Consider the following 17,814-nt stretch of genomic DNA (forward strand, 5'->3'; position numbering starts at 1 on the left):
GGCACCTCGGCTCAATGAAGGGACTCGGTACGGCGCTTGGCCACAGCTTGCTCAGATACCTGCGCACCAGTCTCGCCAAAGCGTTTCAGTACGAAACTGCTCAGCGCAGCCAATTCCTGGTCGGAGTAAATGGTCCCGAACGACGGCATGCGTCGATCTACCCGGGTGTCGGTCGAACCATGCCCATTTAGCAGGATGCCCAGCAAGTTACTGGCGGCAGGATCGTTGACCGTCTTTAGACCCCGTAGCATGGCCGTCTGACTCTGGTTTCCGGCCCCGTCCCAGCGGTGACAACTAGAACAGGCTTCGGCGAACAGTTTGTTGCCAAGGGCATTGTCGCCCCCCTGCGGTGCAAGCTTAGCCTGCTGCGGACGAGCCACACCTTCGCTGCGCGCCGGTGAGTCCTTGAGATAAACGGCGATCGCGTGACGATCGGCGTCGGTCAGATGGCTCAGACTGTGCTCCACCACCTCCGCCATCGGCCCGGTGGACAACCCGAATCCGGGCGCCGCGCCGTCTTTCAAGTAACGCGCCAGCACGTCCGTGGGCCAGGCACCGACGCCATGTATCGGGTCAGAGCTGATGTTGTAAGCGTTCCAACCCTGTATCAGGTTACCGGCAAGCGAACGGTCTTTGCTGACAGCTTGGAACAGGTTCCGAGGCGAATGGCACTCACCACAGTGGCCAGGACCTTCCACTAGGTATTTGCCTCGATTCCACTCGTTAGAGTGCTGGGCCTCGGTTTGAAATTGTTTGTCGTCCAGGAACAGCATATTCCAGAAAAACATCCCCCAACGCTGATTGAACGGGAAGTTCAGTTGGTTCTCTCGAGCCACCTGCTCGATTGGCTCCAGGCTATCGAGATAGCTTTTGATGGCCAGGATGTCGTCACGCGACATCTTGCTGTAGGACGTATAAGGGAATGCTGGATAGTAGTGTTTGCCATCGCGCCCCACGCCGGTTCGCAGCGCGCTAACGAACTCATCATCAGTCCAGGCTCCGATGCCAGTTTGCTTATCTGGAGTGATATTGGGCGAAAAAAGCGAGCCGAATGGCAGCTTAAATTCGACACCACCGGCGAAGGGTTTACCACCGGGCACGGTATGGCAAGCCACGCAATTTGCAGCGCGCGCAAGATACTCGCCCCTAGCGAGTAAGTCGTCCTGCGCATACGCAAACTGCGCCATCAGGAATCCGCTAGCGAGCAATAGCCAGCTTGTTATCATATTCATGAGTAACTCCTCAAACCGGATAGTAGCCAGCACGGCTAAGTGGTAACCGACGAATGCGCGTACCGGAAGCAGCGTAGAGAGCGTTAACCAAAGCTGGACCGATCAGCGCAGTACCGGCTTCCCCGACTCCGCCCGGTGCTTCCAGGCTAGACAGCAGGTGCACCTCAACTGCTGGCGCCTCACTTATGCGCAGCTGCCGATAGTTGTGGTAGTTGGTCTGCTGAACCTGACCGTTCTCGATAAGAATCTCGTTGAACAACGAAGCAGACAGACCGAATAATGTCCCTCCTTCAACCTGCGCCAAGACCGACGTCGGGTTAGTCGCGAAGCCGCAGTCCACAACACTGATCAAGCGTTTAATGCGCAAGCCAAATTCGCCCTGCATCTCAAGCTCAACGAGAGTTGCTACATAGCTGCCAAACACCGAACTTACTGCCACACCACGACCCTGCCCAGCAGGTAAAGACTGGTACCAGTCACTCTTCTCAGCAAGTAAGCGCAGCACCGCCTGGGCACGTGGCTGGTCCGCCAACAGCTCCAAACGGTAGACCACCGGGTCGGCCTTGGCATTGTGCGCCAGCTCATCAATAAAACACTCCAGGGCATACGTCCCCCGCAGAGGGCCCACGCCTCGCCACCAGGACACGGGCACGACACTCGGCTCCTGGCGGATATAGCGAACCTGCAAATGCGGCAGGCGGTAGATGGGCTCCACCGCGACTTCAACGGCATCGGCATCCACGCCGCTGGGAGGCAAGCCGCCGGCATAGCGGGCGAGAATCGAGGCACCAGCGATACGGTGTTCCCAGCCCAGCGGACGCCCCTGCTTATCGAGGGCGGCTTGCATACGATCGGCATAGAGCGGCCGATAGAGGTCGTGGGTCATGTCCTCCTCACGGCTCCAGACCAGCTTGATCGGGTAATCGACCTGACGCGCGATGGCCACTGCTTGGGTGATGAAGTCGAACTCCAGACGCCGGCCAAATGCCCCACCGATCAATTGATTGTGCACCTGGATTTTTTCCACAGGCAGCCCGGTGACTTGGGCGGCCGTCTGTTGGGCGAAGACCGGCACTTGGGTGCCCACCCATAGCTCGCACGCATCTTTACGCACATGAGCCACGCAGCTCATGGGCTCAAGCGGCGAATGCGACAACAGCGCTTGCTCGTAAACGGCCTCGAACTGGCTGGAAGATCCCTGTTTGGCTTGCTCAATATCGCCTGTGCGCTTAGCGACCACGCCATCACGGCTACTTGCGGCTAGCAGCTCCTGGTCCAGTTGCTTTGAGCCTATAGTTGCGTTCGACCCAAGTTCCCACTCGATCTTTAACGCTTTGATGGCCTGCTGGCAGGCCCAAAAGTTACTTGCGGTAACGGCCACGGCATTGTCCAAACGCACGATGTCGCGCACCCCTAACACCCGTCGCGCCTCAGTTTCATCAACCGAACGCAGCCGTCCGCCATACACCGGACAGGTGATGCTGGAGGCCACCAGCATCCCGGGGATTTGCAGGTCAATGGTAAAGCGCGCCTTGCCGTTGACCTTCGCGGGCGTGTCCAGGCGTTGCGCGGGAGTGCCCAACAGCTTGAACTGCTCGGGGGTTTTCAGCGGCACCGCGTCGGGCAACGGCAGCGTCGCAGCGGCCTCGACCAAATCGCCGTAGTCAGCCTGCAGGCCTTTGGGGCCAAACACCTGGCCATTCTGCGCATGACACAGGCTCGGCGCGACGCGCCATTGCAGCGCTGCCGCCTGAATCAACAGGATGCGCGCTGTAGCGCCCGCCCGACGCAGCGGCTCCCAGGTGTAACGGGTAGAGGTCGAGCCACCAGTGGCCTGAAACTGAAGCAGGGTATCGGTATACAGTGCGGAGTTCGGTGGGGCCTCCTGGATTACTACCTTATCCAAATCGACCTCAAGCTCCTCCGCCACCATCATTGCAATACCAGTTTGCGCGCCCTGACCCATTTCAATCTTCGGCGAGATCACCGTGACCACGCCATCTGGGCCCACCCGCACAAAGGCCCCGAACCCCTCAGCGGAGCGATCACCCAGCCGGCCTAAAGCAGCAGCCTCGGAGGCAGCGCTTTTGGACACCAACGGCGGTAGCCAGGTACTCAACACCAAGCCGCCGACCGCGATACCGCTGCCTTGCAAGAGACGGCGACGGGACATATCAACATTCATTTCGATTGTCTTCTTCATCTCACGCCTCCTCTACACGGCCAACACTGTGGATGGCTGTGCGAATACGGGTGTAGGTGGCGCAGCGACAAAGATTGCCTGCCATTGCAGCATCAATCGCCTGATCGTCTGGCGCGGGCTGGCTCTGCAGCAGAGCAGTGGCCGCCATGATCTGCCCTGACTGACAGTAACCGCATTGCACCACCTCATGCGCCAGCCAAGCCTGTTGAACGGCTTGACCGACAGCAGTCTCACCGATGGCCTCAATGGTGGTGATTGAGCGGCCCGTCAAAGCAGCTACAGGGGTCACGCACGAACGTATCGGCTGACCATCAAGATGCACGGTGCAAACGCCACACTGAGCAATACCACAGCCGTATTTTGTCCCGGTGAGGCCAAGCACATCGCGTAAGACCCAAAGCAGAGGCATATCCTGCGGCACGTCGACTTGGTGCGACTGTCCATTGATGATTAGCGTTTGCATCTTCATTCCTCAGACTAGTATTTTTAATGAGCCGACAGTCTTCATTACTAATCAGCACACAGGGATATATTAAAAATATTCAGCAGCTTTTATTAAGCAATACGCCTCAAACGAGAAACCAACCACCCCGCAAGTGGAAAAGATACGAGTTGGGTAACAGGGACCAACACCACCACCTCAACCAGCACCATTAATGGAAAACTGAGATTACGCGTGAGTGGACCCAACAAACTCAGCACAATTAAAAGTGTCGGATAAAGACCTATACAACCAACCACAACGCGCCAAAACGCGGAGTGTAATTTGTGCGACATATTGCTGCGGGAATTCATAATCACACCTCCTAGCCGATCACTTAAAACGGACTGTTTTTTTAAAAAAACCCTGCCAAAGAGTAGTAACAATGGCAGGGTAAAAACTCTACGGACACATCAATAATAAGTTATTCGTCACTCACACAAACAACTAACTTTCCAAAGTTACGACCCTCTAGCAGTCCAATAAATGCTTTAGGCGCCTCTTCTAATCCGACTACTAATTCCTCACGATATTTAATACGACCATCAGCAAACCAGCTTGACATCTCTTTAAAGAACTCATTATAACGATGACCATAATCATCAAAAATAATAAATCCTTGTACATTAATGCGCTTCCGTAGAATGGTGCCCATTAATGCAGGTAAACGATCTGGCCCGTTCGGTAAAGCAGTATCGTTGTAATGCGCGATAATACCGCAGACAGGCACTCGGGCCTTTGGATTCAGCAGCGGCAGTACCGCATCGAATACTTTTCCGCCGACATTCTCGAAGTAGATATCAATACCCGCTGGGCAAGCCTTAGCCAGTTGCTCAGCGAAGTCTGGCGCACGGTGATCCAGGCAAACATTAAAACCCAGAACTTCCACGGCATGCCTGCACTTTTCTTCCCCGCCTGCAACGCCTACAACATGACACCCCTTGATCTTCCCAATCTGCCCCACAGTTGCTCCGACCGGCCCGGTGGCAGCAGCAACCACCAGAGTCTCACCTGCCGTAGGTCGGCCAATGTCCAGCAACCCCATGTAGGCAGTGAAACCTGGCATGCCCAATATTCCCAAGGCATAAGACGGATGCGCCGCCGTCTCACCTAGCGGGGTCAGATCGCTACCATCGGACAAGGCATAGTCTTGCCAACCACTGAAAGACAGAACCCAGTCATCCACTTTATAGGCGTGATGCTTTGAGGCAACCACACGACATACAGTGCCACCCACCATTACCCCGCCCACTTCGACTGGAGGGGCATAGGACGGCGCATCACTCATGCGACCACGCATGTAAGGATCGAGTGATAGATAGATAGTACGCAGAAGTACCTGCCCCTCTGCGGGCTCAGGAATTGGGCCTTGTTCAATACGAAAATTCGCTTCGACAGGCGCACCATGTGGACGCGACGCCAGAACAACGCTTCGATTGATTTGCTTTGATTGGGGCATCTTCAAATTCCTTGGCTGGTGTTGAAAAAACAGTCGTATCAACAGACAATAGATTAGACCAGTCTGCTATTTTTCAGGTAAAGCAACCCACCTGTGGGTGGGCGATCTCGCAATCAAGCCTTCTCAGAGGCCAGCATGACCTGAGTAGTTGCCATGGCATTTTCTAGCGACCGACTATTACGGTGCAGCTTGCTCAGCAGGCTTGCACCAAGCCAAAGCTGGTATAGGGCCGTAGCGGTTAGGTAAGCATCACATTGAGGCAAGGAACCGTCGAGGCGCCCTTGCTCGAGACAACCAGAAATACGTTCAATTATTTGATCTGCTCCGTCGCGAAGAGTGATACGCATCACCTCCGAAAGATCCGCCACCTCGGCGCTCAACTTAACTACCAGGCACTTTTGCTCATCACAGGGCTCACAATAGCTATCAAGCCATTTCTGCCAGTACTCCATGAGTCGCTCACGAGCTGTATTCCCCGTCACGGCGAAGCGCTCGTCCATATTCGCCAAATAATTGCGAAAGTAATCCTCGAGCAAGGACTGCCCGTACTGCTCCTTGGATTTGAAGTAATGGTAGAACGAGCCCTTCGGCACACTTGCCGCGTGCAAAATCTCGTTAAGCCCAACACCGGTGAATCCCTTGACCACCATCATTCGGTGGCCTGTGTCGAGCAAATGTTGGCGCGTAGCATCATAGCGTGGTTTCATTTGCACAAGATACCAAAAAAATAGACCAGTCGTCTATATGAGATTGCTGATGAAATCATAGCAATTGTCTCTCACAGCCGCACAAAACAACATACGCGCCACCTCACATTCGGCGGCCCGACAACGCGGCAATCCTTGCAAGAACCAACCCTAAGCTTGCCTAAAGCGCCTTAGGCTTCTGGAGGCACTGCCCTTCCATTAGAGATTAACCTATGAATTTAGATCCGCGCCAAGCCGGACGGGATATGACCTCGATGGATATGAGAGTACTTAAATTATTGATCTAGTAGACTGGTCGCATATCGACAGATACAATTTCCCACTCACTCGTTGCGAGTTGGAATATCAACCTGTGGATAGCCTCACGCAACGTGACACCACCTTACGGTGATTACTCAAAGGCGTAAAAATCATGATAAGACTTCATCACCTTAATGACTCAAGGTCGATTCGCATTCTGTGGTTACTGGAAGAAATAGGCGAACCGTATGAAATTATCCGGTATCAGCGTGATGAAAAAACCCATCTGGCCCCCCAGGCTCTGAGAGCTATTCACCCCCTTGGCAAGTCTCCAGTTATAGAACTGGATGGAAAGATAATTGCGGAGTCTGGCGCGATCACGGAGCTTTTGATAAAAAAATTCGCTCCTCATTTAGCACCAGATGAACTTTCGCCTGAGCACATCGACTATATACAATGGATTCACTTCTCAGAAAGTTCAGCAATGCTTCCGTTCTTGCTGAAAGTATTTAATGAGTTTGAAATACAATCCGGAACCGATCTCAAGTTTCTTAATGATTACGCTGAAAAAGAATTTAATAAAGTTTTTTCATATTTAAACGACTACCTGAATGGTAGGACGTTTTTAGTCGAAGAGCGACTCACCGGAGCAGACTTCATGCTGGGGTTTGTCGTGAAAGGCGCGCTCAACTGGCTCAAATCCGGGAGCAAATTCCCACATATCGAGAGCTATATTCGCAACCTTGAAAATCAGACTAGCTATAAACGAGCACTGAATATAGACGCTAACTGAGTTGAGCTTTTTAACACACAGCCGTGGCTGACTCTAAGCCTGCCATGGCTACTTACTCTAAGAGCCTACAGGCCACTGAGGCCGAAATTCTGCGGATGGCTCAACATCTAGGGAAGGTCTGAAATACCCACCGATTTTTGATGCCCTCGCTGCTTGAGGTTCAAGAAATTCCAAGTCGGCCGAAAAACAGACGCTTCCTGTTTTTAATTCACGGCTCTTTCCTCTGATCGTGCTGTTTCAGGGCGATCAGCCCGCATTACAGACGCACCTCTCCCGCATTCAACATCCGCTTTCGCACCATCCATAGATTTGACAACGCGAACAAGGTCGTTTGCTGAGCGATGTTTTTCGCCAAACCGCGAAAGCGCACTTTCGTATAGCCAAACTGGCGCTTGATCACCCGACATGGGTGCTCAACCTTGGCCCGTACCTGCGCTTTCGCGTGTTCGATCTTGCGGCGTAGGCGGCCGATCAAACTCGTTTCCGCCTGCTTTTTATAGCTGCTGGGCCGGGCGGCAATCGACCAGATCATCTTGCGATTCTGATGCTCAAGACGCTTGTCCACGCCGGTGCAACCCGCATCGCCGCACATGTAAGTTTCCTCGCCGTGTAATAACTGATCGACCTGCGTCATGTCCGCCACATTCGTCGCAGTCCCCACCAGGCCATGTACCAAGCCTGATTCGGCGTCGAAGCCGACGTGCACTTTCATCCTGAAGAAATACATATTTCCTTTAATGAGATGGTCAGCCCTGCTCGAGAAACCCAGTGAGTCTAGACTTACCGGGTTTCTCTCTTTACCGGAGGAGGATCTCTCATGAATACCGTGACGCTTCTGGGTATCGATATCGGCAAGAACACCTTCCACTTGCATGGCCAGGACGCCAGATGAAACCAGCTCTTGCGCAAGAAGCTCAATCGTAGCCAATTGCTGCCGTATCTGACGCAGTTGCCAACCTGCAAAATTGCCATGGAGTCCTGCGGCGGCTCGCAGTGGCTGGCTAGGCAGATCGAAAGCTTAGGCCATCGAGTGCAATTAATCGCGGCGCAGCATGTAAAGGCCTACGTCCCCGGCAACAAGAATGATTTTATCGATGCAGAGGCCATCTGCGAAGCAGCGTCGCGACCCAGAACCCACTCGGTTCCGGTAAAGACCCTTGAGCAGCAAATCCTGTCGACCGAGCACAAGCTGCGCAAGTCTTGGGTGGATAATCGCACGGGAATCATCAACCAGGTGCACGGCTTTCTGTTGGAGTTCGGCATCATTTTCCCCGTTGGATATGCGGCTCTGGAGCAGGTACCGGCGTTAATGGAAAACCACGAACTGCCGATTCGACTGCGCAATGCGGTTGAGCGAATGCTGCTCGATATTCAACGCCTGACTCGAGATATCAAAACCATCGATGTCGAGATCAAACAGCAACTGTCTGAGGACGCAGCCGGCATGCGCTTGTTGAGCATCCCCGGCATCGGCCCTCTCACCGCTAGCGCGCTGCTGGCGGATGTCGGCGACGCTTCGACTTACAAAAGCTCGCGCGACTTTGCCGCCTCACTCGGGTTGGTGCCTCGACAGTATTCAACCGGTGGCAAGACGAGCTTGCTCGACATCAGCAAACGCGGCGACAAGTATCTGCGCTGCCTACTGGTGCAAGGCGCTCACGCACTGATGATCCGAATCGACAAGCGAAACGATGCGCTCGGAGCCTGGGTAAGAAAGCTTTTGGCTCGCAAGCCGCCGAACAAGGTCGCCTGTGCGCTAGCCAACAAAATGGCAAGAATCGTCTGGGCTGTGTTAGCCCGAGGCGGTAGCTACAACGTGCAACAAACGGCTTGATCTAACCGAATTACCACCGGCTTTTGCGACGACAGTGATGATGACGATAAACGGCAAACATCCCGACTGAAAACCTGAAGACGAAGATAGCTTTGTTCGTAGCTGATCCTTTTATCAAGGACTGTTGGGAGCGACTTCTCATCAAGGGCCGAGCGCTAATGACCGTGCTCACCATGAGCCCGGATACATTAGCGCAAGCATGTTTTACCGTTCATCACGCTGGGTTGCGGGAGGTGGGCTGACCATACATTTCGTCTGATGCATTTCGGGAACGCGTCTGCCGTCCTTGTTCTTGGTCGAACTCGGCGCGTGAATGATCGTCGCATCGACCACCGAGCCCTGACGCATCAGCAGGCCACGATCACCCAGATAGCTATTGAGGATCTGCAAAATTCCGCCCGCCAACTCATGTCTTTCCAACAAACGACGGAAATTGAGGACCGTGGTTTCATCGGAAATCCTATCCAGATTCAACCCCCCGAACTGGCGCAGAATCGTCGTTTCATACAGGAACTCTTCCATCGCCTGATCGCTTTAGCCGAACCAGTTCTGCATCAGATGAACCCGCAACATGGCCAGCAACGGATACGCCGGACGGCCCCCTTCGCCCTTTGGATAATGCGGTTCGATTAAGGCAAGCAAGCCCTTCCAGGGCTCTACCTGACCCATCTCGATCAGGAAGCGCTCGCGGCGGGTCTGCTTACGTTTGCCAGCATATTCGGCCTCGTCAGCAGATTCTATCAGGGCGAGTAGGCTTGTCGGCCTGCACAAACAGGCCGGATATAAGACTGCTCCTACCTATACGTCAGCACGAATACCCCCTTGAGCTTCGGGAGGCGTCCATATAAGAGTTTCCCTAAGAGCCCACAGGCCACCGAGGCCGACATCCTGCGGATGGCTCAACATCTGGGGCGATGAGTCGTTTGTCGAAAGGACGAGCCTTGACTGAAAAGCCAGAGGCACACGTCGCATGCGTCCTCTGACGATGTGTCGCTTAGATATCCAGGCAGATTTTGCCGAAATGCTGATTGGTTTCCTGATACTTGAACGCTTCGACAATCTGGCTCAACGGAAAATGACGATCAATAATGGGGCGCATGCCATTAGCATTGATGGCACGGATCATGTCTTGCTGTTGGCTGCGGCTACCCACCAATACACCCTGCAGACGCACTTGCTTGATCAGTGCCGGTACAAAATTCATTGCACCGCTTACGCCACTCAATATCCCGATGACGGAGATGTGACCAGCGACCCGAATTGCAATCATCGATTGCTCAAGCGTCGCAGGGCCGCCGACTTCGATGATGTGGTCAACACCACGGCCACCCGTTAGAGCGCGTGCAGTTTCGCCCCAGTTAAGGTCTTTGCGGTAATTGATCACATGATCAGCGCCTAGCGCTGTCAGACGTTCAAGTTTTTCGTCGCTTGAAGAGGTAGCAATGACGGTAGCACCGGCCATTTTTGCGAACTGCAGGGCGAAAATTGAAACGCCACCAGTGCCTTGAACGAGCACGGTGTCGCCCGGCTTGAGTGAGTCATCGGCCATCAACGCGCGCCATGCAGTAAGGCCGGCGGTGGTAAGCGTCGACGCTTCGGCATGGCTGTAGCCAGTAGGCGCGAGGGTGAACGATGTGGCTTTGGCCGTCACTTGCTCGCGAGCGTAGCCGTCAATGCCATCACCTGGCACGCTAACAAAGCCTTCAACCAGTGGCGCACCGTCGATCCACTCCGGGAAGAAGGTGCTGACGACCGAGTCACCCACCTTGAATTCAGTGACATCTGGGCCGACAGCAATGACTTCACCTGCACCATCGGCCATGGGGATGCGTTTTTCGCTAGGGCCCCACATGCCGCTGACCACCGCGAAGTCGTGGTAGTTGAGCGAGTTGGCGTGGAGGCGTACGGTGATTTCGCCACGCGCTGCGGCTCGGACTTCGCTGCTGCCAACCACAACGTTTTCATAGCCACCACCGGGTTGGACGAAGATCGTTTTGCTGCTCATGGGGGGATTCCTTATGTTTTCTAATTACGCGAAATAACGAAATGATAACTCAAAAATTACAACTCGATGATCAGCCTAGCCGCAAAGTCGTCAATCGCCTGCTCATTGCGCCGGTAGTAAGTCCACTTTCCGATGCGGGTGGTTAGCACGAAGCCTGCGCGCTGCAATATTGCTAAGTGTGCAGACGCGGTAGAAGGCGAAAGCCCTGCCTTGTGCTGCAAATGGGTTACGCACACCCCTATGGCAGGATCGCCATGATCCTGAGGTGGGAAATTATTAAGTGGGTCTTTGAGCCACTCCATCATTTGCATGCGAGTGTCATTGCCCAGGGCTTTGAGCTGTTCGAGTATCATGGCTGGCAATGTTACGCTTTTTTACGAAATGATCAACAATTAATCTATTAACCGTGAGGGTGTCCCAGACTTTGGGTAAACGGGTTTTCTGTTAAACCGACAACACTACTGATGGGCACCTTGGTCTGCAGCGCTGGCTCACTCACCCTCTACTGCAACCAAACACACGACAGCGATTGCCGTACACCTTGGTAGCTGCCTTGCAGAGGTAGCTCACTCGACGAAAGTACTGGTCCATCACCACTGGATCATTCCGAGTGAGTTGGTACTCAGCGTTGTCAGGGATATGCACCAAGCCATTGGTATCATCGATAGGCATTCTCAACGCACTGGCCCATGCAGCATGAATGCGGCCGTATGTATTCTCTCGTGCTGAGTCAAAGTATCCCACGGTGTGGTACGCATCCCGGTTAAGCAATAGGACGAAGTGGTAATGCGGTCTACCCTCTCGCCCGATCTCCCTGACCCAGCACCAGCGCACTTGTGTCTGATGTGCAGAACCATTCAGTCGCCTGGAACGCTCCCGTGCTGATTGGATTCTGAAGGTCAACGAATCGACAAATCTGGAAATGACAGTGTTATCTGATTCAGGGACGGAGTCGTCATCTGGGAAATGCAGGTCGAACCGTAACGCGAACACTCGACGGTGAGCGCTCAGCGCCAACCGAGTGGTTTCATAGACGCCTTCGAGGTATTGGGTAATGAAGGGCACGTGCGCGGTCAGCACGGGTAGCCCACGGAAGGTGCTCTCGCAGTGTAGGTGGAGATTGCTGTTGTCAGGGTGACGCTTGGGCTGGTATGTCATGGGAATGATCCACTGAGTAGGTACATCAACTCAGTGGATTCTGTAAATTTTTACAGTTCGTTCTGCAGGTGTAACTGCGCTAGGAGCTTGTTCAGTCACTGGCTGAGCTCATCCCTTCTTGAGGGATGAGCGTGATGGGATGGCTGCCTTGAATGGATGTATGGGTAGGATCTATAGGTTGATGACGGCTATGAGAAATGCAAGCTCTACCTCAATGAATCCATGTCTAACATATGGATATATAAATAATACTAATACCGAAACCCACCACCCCACTCCTGCAAGGGAGTGGGGCGGCAAACTGCCAGAGATCTCGGCAAGAATAGGACGGCAGCAGTGATTCAGATGCTCTGGAAATAAACTACAGATTGGAGCCACACGGTCAGCAGGAGTGCCGGCCGCAAACTTGGTGGACGCTTAGCGAGGGCATCGTGTGTCCTTTGTAATTAACGAGCAAGGCAAAGCGGAGGACCGCATGATACATGGACCGGCGCTTAGCCTGATGCCGAAGGCTAAGGCGCTTAGGGCTAACGAGGCATCAGTACACGGTTTCATTTTGGCGCGGAATACCACCAAGATTAATCAGCTTTGGCTGACTTCAGCGCGATGAGCTACATAAAGAGGGTTACCAGCTTTTCGCTAACGGTGACCCAACGGTGACCAAAGCGTTCGAATCTCAGAAACAACAAAGCCCGGACCTTTCGGCACCGGGCTAAGTCATTGAAAAATATGGTCGGGACGGAGTGATTCGAACACTCTACCCCTAGCACCCCATGCTAGTGCGCTACCGGACTGCGCTACGCCCCGACTGGTTTTGCATCTCGTTCTTCACCTCGAAGAACGCTCAAGAATATATCGCAAGCTTTTGAAAACTGGAAGTATTCAAACGCAGCTTTTTATTTCTTGAGTACCACCAGCACATCTTCGAGTTCGGCGATCATCTGGCGGATCATTTGCTTGTATTGGGTGGTGTCGTCTTTGGCTTCATCGCCGGACAGGCGCAAGCGTGCGCCGCCGATGGTGAACCCCTGATCGTAAAGGAGCGCGCGGATCTGCCGGATCATCAGCACGTCCTGGCGCTGATAATACCGGCGGTTTCCGCGGCGTTTGACGGGGTTGAGCTGAGGAAACTCCTGCTCCCAGTAGCGCAGCACGTGTGGCTTTACGGCACACAGCTCGCTGACTTCACCGATGGTGAAGTAGCGTTTGCCCGGGATGACGGGTAGTTCGTCGTTATGACTTGGTTCCAGCATAAGCCTCAACTCGGGCCTTCAACTTCTGCCCTGGACGAAAGGTGACCACACGGCGAGCCGTGATCGGGATTTCTTCCCCCGTTTTCGGGTTGCGGCCAGGCCGCTGGCGCTTGTCCCGAAGGTCGAAATTGCCGAAACCGGACAATTTGACCTGCTCGTTGTCTTCAAGAGCGTGCCTGATTTCTTCGAAAAACAGTTCCACCAATTCCTTGGCTTCCCGCTTGTTCAGGCCCAGCTCTTCATACAGACGTTCCGCCATCTCAGCTTTCGTCAAAGCCCCCATACGTCACTTCCTTAACGTGGCGTTCAACCTTTGTTCGAGCGAGGTGAGGATATTTTGCGTCGTCGAATTCACCTCATCGTCATTAAGAGTGCGCGATGGATGCTGCCAGGTCAAGCCAACTGCAAGGCTTTTTCTATCAGGATCAATACCTTTACCCTGATATACGTCAAACAGCCTGAGATCTGTGAGCCATTCGCCTGCATTTTCACGGATTACGTCCAGTACAGCCGAGGCTGCGACGTCTTTGTGCGCGATCAGTGCAAGGTCACGACGCACTTCAGGAAAGCGCGACAACTCGTGGAATTTCGGCATTTTACCGAGCGCCACTTCAGCCAGAACCAGCTCGAAAACGAAGACCGGACGGTCCAGACCCAAGGCTTTCGACAATTCCGGGTGGATGGCGCCGATGAAACCGACTTCACGCCCTTCACGTTCAATGCGCGCGGTTTGACCCGGGTGCAGCGCCGGGTGTTTGCCCGGAGCGAAAGTGAACGAATCCAGCGCGCCGGCGAAGCCCAGCACTGCTTCCACGTCAGCCTTGACGTCGAAGAAGTCGATAGTGTCGCGACCTTGCGCCCAGCCTTCCGGCAGACGGCTACCGCAGACAACACCGGACAGCATCGGCTCTTGCTTCAGGCCTTCGAGCTGACCAACGAAGCGCAGGCCGCTTTCGAACAGACGCACGCGATCTTGCTGGCGGTTCAGGTTGTGCTGCAGCGCCTTGACCAGACCTGGCCACAACGACGAACGCATGGCAGCCATGTCGTTGGAGATCGGATTGGCCAGCAACAGCGGCTCGACGCCCGGGTTGAACAATTCGAACTGCCGTGGATCGATGAAGCTGTAAGTGATCGCTTCCTGATAACCGCGAGCGACCAGCAGGCGACGCAGTTCTGGCAGATCACTGCGCGCTTCAGCCTTGGCTTGTGGCGCCAGACGCGCCTGCGGGTAACGAACCGGCAAGCGGTTGTAACCGTACAGACGGGCCAGCTCTTCGATCAGATCAACTTCCAGGCTGATGTCGAAGCGATGGCTTGGCACTTCTACGCGCCACTGCCCTGCTCCATCAGCAGAAATGTTCAGACCCAAGGCGCTGAGCAGACGCTCGACCTGTGCCGAATCCATTTCCATGCCAAGCATCTGGGTGATGCGCTGCGCACGCAGGGTGATCGGCGCGATCGACGGCAGATGTTGCTCGCTAACGGTCTCGATGATCGGGCCGGCTTCACCGCCAGTGATTTCCAGCAGCAGGCCAGTGGCACGCTCCATGGCTTCACGGGCCAGTTGCCAGTCGACGCCACGCTCGTAGCGATGCGACGCGTCGGTGTGCAGGCCGTATGAACGAGCCTTGCCAGCGACAGCGATCTGATCGAAGAACGCGGACTCAAGGAATACATCGCGAGTGGTCGAAGAGACACCGCTGTGCTCGCCACCCATCACACCGGCAATTGCCAGGGCACGCGTGTGGTCGGCGATGACCAGCGTATCGCTACGCAGGCTGACTTCCTGACCGTCGAGCAACACTAGCTTCTCGCCCTCTTCGGCCATCCGCACGCGGATGCCGCCATTGATTTCGGCGAGATCGAATGCGTGCAGCGGCTGGCCCAGCTCAAGCATCACGTAGTTGGTGATGTCGACGGCGGCGTCGATGCTGCGCACGTCGGCGCGACGCAGACGCTCAACCATCCACAGCGGCGTTGGCTTGGACAGATCGACGTTACGGATCACACGCCCCAGATAACGCGGGCATGCGGCCGGCGCCAGCACTTCTACCGAGCGAACTTCATCGTGCACGGCAGGAACGGCAAGCACCACTGGACGGGTGACCGGAGCGGCATACAGCGCGCCGACTTCACGGGCCAGACCGGCCAGGGACAGGCAGTCGCCACGGTTCGGGGTCAGATCGACCTCGATGCTGGCGTCTTCCAGCTCCAGATACACACGAAAATCTTCACCCACCGGGGCATCGGCCGGCAGTTCCATCAAGCCGTCGTTGCCTTCACCGACTTGCAATTCGGCTTGCGAGCACAGCATGCCGTTGGACTCGACGCCGCGCAGCTTGGCCTTCTTGATCTTGAAGTCGCCCGGCAGCTCGGCACCAATCATGGCGAACGGAATCTTCAAGCCCGGACGCACGTTTGGCGCACCGCAAACAACTTGAAAGGTTTCCGCGCCATTGCTGACCTGGCAAACGCGCAATTTGTCGGCATCAGGGTGTTGCTCGGTGCTCAGCACCTCGCCCACGACCACGCCACTGAATACGCCGGCGGCCGGCGTAACGCTATCGACCTCAAGACCGGCCATCGACAGACGAGCAACCAGCTCGTCGCGATCTACCTGCGGGCTAACCCAGCCACGCAGCCATTGTTCACTGAATTTCATCCTGCTCTCCTAAGAATTCGTTACGACTAGCGAAATTGCGCGAGGAACCGCAAGTCGTTGTCGAAGAACAGACGCAAGTCGTTCACGCCGTAACGGAGCATGGCCAGACGCTCGACGCCCATGCCGAAGGCAAAGCCGGAGAACTCTTCCGGGTCGATGCCGGACATACGCAACACGTTCGGATGAACCATGCCGCAACCCATCACTTCCAGCCAGCCAGTCTGCTTGCAGACACGGCAGCCTTTACCGCTGCACATCACGCATTCCATGTCGACTTCAGCGGATGGCTCGGTGAACGGGAAGTACGAAGGACGAAAGCGTACGGCCAGCTCTTTCTCGAAGAACACCCGCAGGAATTCTTCGATGGTGCCTTTGAGATCGGCAAAATTGATGTCGCGATCGACCAGCAGGCCTTCGACCTGGTGGAACATCGGCGAGTGGGTGATATCGGAGTCGCTGCGGTACACACGGCCTGGGCAGACAATGCGGATCGGCGGCTGTTTCGATTCCATGGTGCGGACCTGTACCGGCGAGGTATGGGTGCGCAGCAACATGTTGGCGTTGAAATAGAAGGTGTCATGCATCGACCGGGCCGGGTGATGGCCTGGGATGTTGAGCGCTTCAAAGTTGTGGTAGTCGTCTTCGACCTCAGGGCCTTCGGCAATGCCGTAGCCAATGCGAGTGAAGAACTGTTCAACACGCTCCAGAGTCCGGGTAACCGGATGCAGACCACCAGAGGTCTGGCCACGGCCCGGCAGCGTTACGTCAATGGATTCGGCAGACAGTTTGGCAGCCAGTTCGGCTTCTTCAAACAGGGCCATGCGCGCATTGAGAACGCCTGTAACACGTTCCTTGGCAACGTTGATCAGGGCGCCGACTTGCGGACGCTCTTCTGCTGGCAAATTCCCCAGGGTCTTCATCACCTGAGTCAATTCACCCTTTTTGCCAAGGTATTGAACCCGGATTTGCTCCAGGGCATTGATATCTTCAGCGCTTTGCACAGCCTCTAGTGCTTGAGAGACCAGCGCATCCAGGTTTTCCATGTACAGACTCCAGATACAAAATAGGGGAAGAGCTTGAAGGCTCTTCCCCTATTTAAGACGTTTACCACCTGGCCCCACGGAAGTGAGGCCGGGTGATTGTCGGGGGTACTTAAGCCAAGGTGGCTTTAGCTTTCTCGACAATCGCAGCAAACACCGCTTTTTCGTTCACTGCCAGATCAGCCAGAACCTTACGGTCGATCTCGATGGACGCTTTTTTCAGGCCAGCGATGAAACGGCTGTAGGACAGACCGTTAACACGAGCACCAGCGTTGATACGAGCGATCCACAGAGCGCGGAACTGACGTTTTTTCTGACGACGGTCACGGTAGGCGTATTGGCCAGCCTTGATAACCGCTTGCTTGGCAACACGGAATACGCGCGAACGTGCACCGTAGTAGCCTTTAGCAAGTTTCAGAATTTTCTTGTGGCGCTTACGCGCCATGACGCCACGCTTTACACGAGCCATGAGTTACTTCCTCTATTCTTGACTAAAATTAACGAAGGCGCAGCATGCGCTCGACTTTTGCGACGTCCGACGGATGCAGCAAGCTGCTACCGCGCAGTTGACGCTTACGCTTGGTCGACATTTTAGTCAGGATGTGGCTCTTGAAAGCGTGCTTGTGCTTGATACCGTTAGCAGTTTTCAGAAACCGCTTAGCAGCACCACTTTTAGTTTTCATCTTTGGCATGTTCGGTACTCCGCATTCAGTTGATAAACATAATCAGAAGGCCTGCCGTGCC

The 17,814-nt window shown here is 54.7% G+C and carries 15 protein-coding genes, 1 tRNA gene and 3 pseudogenes; 2 read left to right on the forward strand and 17 right to left on the reverse strand.

The genetic code is table 11. The annotated features are described in order from the left end of the window. Positions 1–11 precede the first annotated feature (11 nt). The 5 genes from ICA15_RS01435 to ICA15_RS01460 form a co-directional block, all read right to left on the reverse strand. Complete coding sequence (locus ICA15_RS01435) at positions 12–1,232, reverse strand: cytochrome c (RefSeq protein WP_047300482.1); 1,221 nt, start codon at positions 1,230–1,232, stop codon at positions 12–14. Between the two features lie 10 nt (positions 1,233–1,242). Further along, on the reverse strand, positions 1,243–3,435 hold the full coding sequence (locus tag ICA15_RS01440) for a xanthine dehydrogenase family protein molybdopterin-binding subunit (protein ID WP_170058769.1): 2,193 nt from the start codon (positions 3,433–3,435) through the stop codon (positions 1,243–1,245). 1 nt (position 3,436) lies between these two features. Continuing rightward, entirely contained in the window at positions 3,437–3,898 is a 462-nt protein-coding gene (locus ICA15_RS01445) for a (2Fe-2S)-binding protein (RefSeq protein ID WP_010562382.1), read from the reverse strand. 442 nt (positions 3,899–4,340) lie between these two features. Next, positions 4,341–5,375: an NADP-dependent oxidoreductase gene (locus ICA15_RS01455; protein WP_047300481.1), complete on the reverse strand. Its 1,035-nt coding sequence runs from the start codon at positions 5,373–5,375 to the stop codon at positions 4,341–4,343. Between the two features lie 113 nt (positions 5,376–5,488). Then, positions 5,489–6,082 (reverse strand): TetR/AcrR family transcriptional regulator, encoded by a 594-nt coding sequence (locus ICA15_RS01460; protein ID WP_047300480.1) that lies wholly within the window; start codon positions 6,080–6,082, stop codon positions 5,489–5,491. 412 nt (positions 6,083–6,494) lie between these two features. On the opposite strand from ICA15_RS01460, the gene ICA15_RS01465 reads away from it, so the two are divergent. Then, positions 6,495–7,115, forward strand: coding sequence for a glutathione S-transferase family protein (locus ICA15_RS01465; RefSeq protein ID WP_047300479.1), 621 nt, complete (start codon positions 6,495–6,497; stop codon positions 7,113–7,115). A gap of 256 nt (positions 7,116–7,371) precedes the next feature. Here the strand turns inward: ICA15_RS01465 and ICA15_RS01470 are convergent. Next, positions 7,372–7,851 (reverse strand): annotated as a pseudogene (locus tag ICA15_RS01470) (transposase); the annotation flags it as partial. An 81-nt stretch (positions 7,852–7,932) separates the two neighbouring features. Here ICA15_RS01470 and ICA15_RS01475 point away from each other — a divergent pair. Further along, positions 7,933–8,949: pseudogene (locus ICA15_RS01475) on the forward strand (IS110 family transposase). A 249-nt stretch (positions 8,950–9,198) separates the two neighbouring features. Here the strand turns inward: ICA15_RS01475 and ICA15_RS01480 are convergent. From ICA15_RS01480 to rpmI, 11 genes and pseudogenes are all read right to left on the reverse strand, one after another. Continuing rightward, positions 9,199–9,693: pseudogene (locus ICA15_RS01480) on the reverse strand (IS5 family transposase); the annotation flags it as partial. 250 nt (positions 9,694–9,943) lie between these two features. Next, complete coding sequence (locus ICA15_RS01485) at positions 9,944–10,954, reverse strand: zinc-dependent alcohol dehydrogenase family protein (RefSeq protein WP_047300477.1); 1,011 nt, start codon at positions 10,952–10,954, stop codon at positions 9,944–9,946. Positions 10,955–11,010: 56 nt separating this feature from the next. Continuing rightward, on the reverse strand, positions 11,011–11,307 hold the full coding sequence (locus ICA15_RS01490; RefSeq protein ID WP_047300476.1) for an ArsR/SmtB family transcription factor: 297 nt from the start codon (positions 11,305–11,307) through the stop codon (positions 11,011–11,013). A 142-nt stretch (positions 11,308–11,449) separates the two neighbouring features. Continuing rightward, positions 11,450–12,112: an inovirus Gp2 family protein gene (locus ICA15_RS01495; RefSeq protein ID WP_047300475.1), complete on the reverse strand. Its 663-nt coding sequence runs from the start codon at positions 12,110–12,112 to the stop codon at positions 11,450–11,452. Positions 12,113–12,842: 730 nt separating this feature from the next. Next, a tRNA-Pro gene (locus tag ICA15_RS01500) sits at positions 12,843–12,919 on the reverse strand. Positions 12,920–13,008: 89 nt separating this feature from the next. After that, the gene (locus ICA15_RS01505; protein WP_003179985.1) at positions 13,009–13,365 is read right to left on the reverse strand and encodes a MerR family transcriptional regulator; all 357 of its coding nucleotides are present in this window, start codon (positions 13,363–13,365) and stop codon (positions 13,009–13,011) included. After that, on the reverse strand, positions 13,346–13,648 hold the full coding sequence (gene ihfA / locus ICA15_RS01510; RefSeq protein ID WP_002553164.1) for an integration host factor subunit alpha: 303 nt from the start codon (positions 13,646–13,648) through the stop codon (positions 13,346–13,348). The genes ICA15_RS01505 and ihfA overlap by 20 nt, the downstream gene beginning before the upstream one ends. Positions 13,649–13,651: 3 nt before the next feature. After that, on the reverse strand, positions 13,652–16,030 hold the full coding sequence (gene pheT, locus ICA15_RS01515) for a phenylalanine--tRNA ligase subunit beta (RefSeq protein WP_210555610.1): 2,379 nt from the start codon (positions 16,028–16,030) through the stop codon (positions 13,652–13,654). Between the two features lie 26 nt (positions 16,031–16,056). Further along, positions 16,057–17,073 (reverse strand): phenylalanine--tRNA ligase subunit alpha, encoded by a 1,017-nt coding sequence (gene pheS / locus ICA15_RS01520; protein ID WP_003226365.1) that lies wholly within the window; start codon positions 17,071–17,073, stop codon positions 16,057–16,059. 109 nt (positions 17,074–17,182) lie between these two features. Next, positions 17,183–17,539, reverse strand: a complete 357-nt coding sequence (rplT, locus tag ICA15_RS01525; RefSeq protein ID WP_042558693.1) for a 50S ribosomal protein L20 — start codon at positions 17,537–17,539, stop codon at positions 17,183–17,185. 28 nt (positions 17,540–17,567) lie between these two features. Then, on the reverse strand, positions 17,568–17,762 hold the full coding sequence (rpmI, locus tag ICA15_RS01530) for a 50S ribosomal protein L35 (RefSeq protein ID WP_002553160.1): 195 nt from the start codon (positions 17,760–17,762) through the stop codon (positions 17,568–17,570). Positions 17,763–17,814: the final 52 nt, after the last annotated feature.

Source organism: Pseudomonas sp. P116, from assembly GCF_020149425.1.
Lineage (GTDB): Bacteria > Pseudomonadota > Gammaproteobacteria > Pseudomonadales > Pseudomonadaceae > Aquipseudomonas > Aquipseudomonas anatoliensis.

Excerpts from the sequence above, each read along its gene's own strand:
- ICA15_RS01440 (WP_170058769.1), bottom strand. The coding sequence starts at position 3,435 with ATGAAGAAGACAATCGAAATGAATGTTGATATGTCCCGTCGCCGTCTC.
- rplT (WP_042558693.1), bottom strand. The coding sequence starts at position 17,539 with ATGGCTCGTGTAAAGCGTGGCGTCATGGCGCGTAAGCGCCACAAGAAA.
- pheT (WP_210555610.1), bottom strand. The coding sequence starts at position 16,030 with ATGAAATTCAGTGAACAATGGCTGCGTGGCTGGGTTAGCCCGCAGGTA.
- rpmI (WP_002553160.1), bottom strand. The coding sequence starts at position 17,762 with ATGCCAAAGATGAAAACTAAAAGTGGTGCTGCTAAGCGGTTTCTGAAA.
- ICA15_RS01490 (WP_047300476.1), bottom strand. The coding sequence starts at position 11,307 with ATGATACTCGAACAGCTCAAAGCCCTGGGCAATGACACTCGCATGCAA.
- ICA15_RS01460 (WP_047300480.1), bottom strand. The coding sequence starts at position 6,082 with ATGAAACCACGCTATGATGCTACGCGCCAACATTTGCTCGACACAGGC.
- ICA15_RS01485 (WP_047300477.1), bottom strand. The coding sequence starts at position 10,954 with ATGAGCAGCAAAACGATCTTCGTCCAACCCGGTGGTGGCTATGAAAAC.
- ICA15_RS01505 (WP_003179985.1), bottom strand. The coding sequence starts at position 13,365 with ATGCTGGAACCAAGTCATAACGACGAACTACCCGTCATCCCGGGCAAA.
- ICA15_RS01495 (WP_047300475.1), bottom strand. The coding sequence starts at position 12,112 with ATGACATACCAGCCCAAGCGTCACCCTGACAACAGCAATCTCCACCTA.
- pheS (WP_003226365.1), bottom strand. The coding sequence starts at position 17,073 with ATGGAAAACCTGGATGCGCTGGTCTCTCAAGCACTAGAGGCTGTGCAA.
- ICA15_RS01435 (WP_047300482.1), bottom strand. The coding sequence starts at position 1,232 with ATGAATATGATAACAAGCTGGCTATTGCTCGCTAGCGGATTCCTGATG.
- ICA15_RS01465 (WP_047300479.1), top strand. The coding sequence starts at position 6,495 with ATGATAAGACTTCATCACCTTAATGACTCAAGGTCGATTCGCATTCTG.
- ICA15_RS01455 (WP_047300481.1), bottom strand. The coding sequence starts at position 5,375 with ATGCCCCAATCAAAGCAAATCAATCGAAGCGTTGTTCTGGCGTCGCGT.
- ICA15_RS01445 (WP_010562382.1), bottom strand. The coding sequence starts at position 3,898 with ATGCAAACGCTAATCATCAATGGACAGTCGCACCAAGTCGACGTGCCG.
- ihfA (WP_002553164.1), bottom strand. The coding sequence starts at position 13,648 with ATGGGGGCTTTGACGAAAGCTGAGATGGCGGAACGTCTGTATGAAGAG.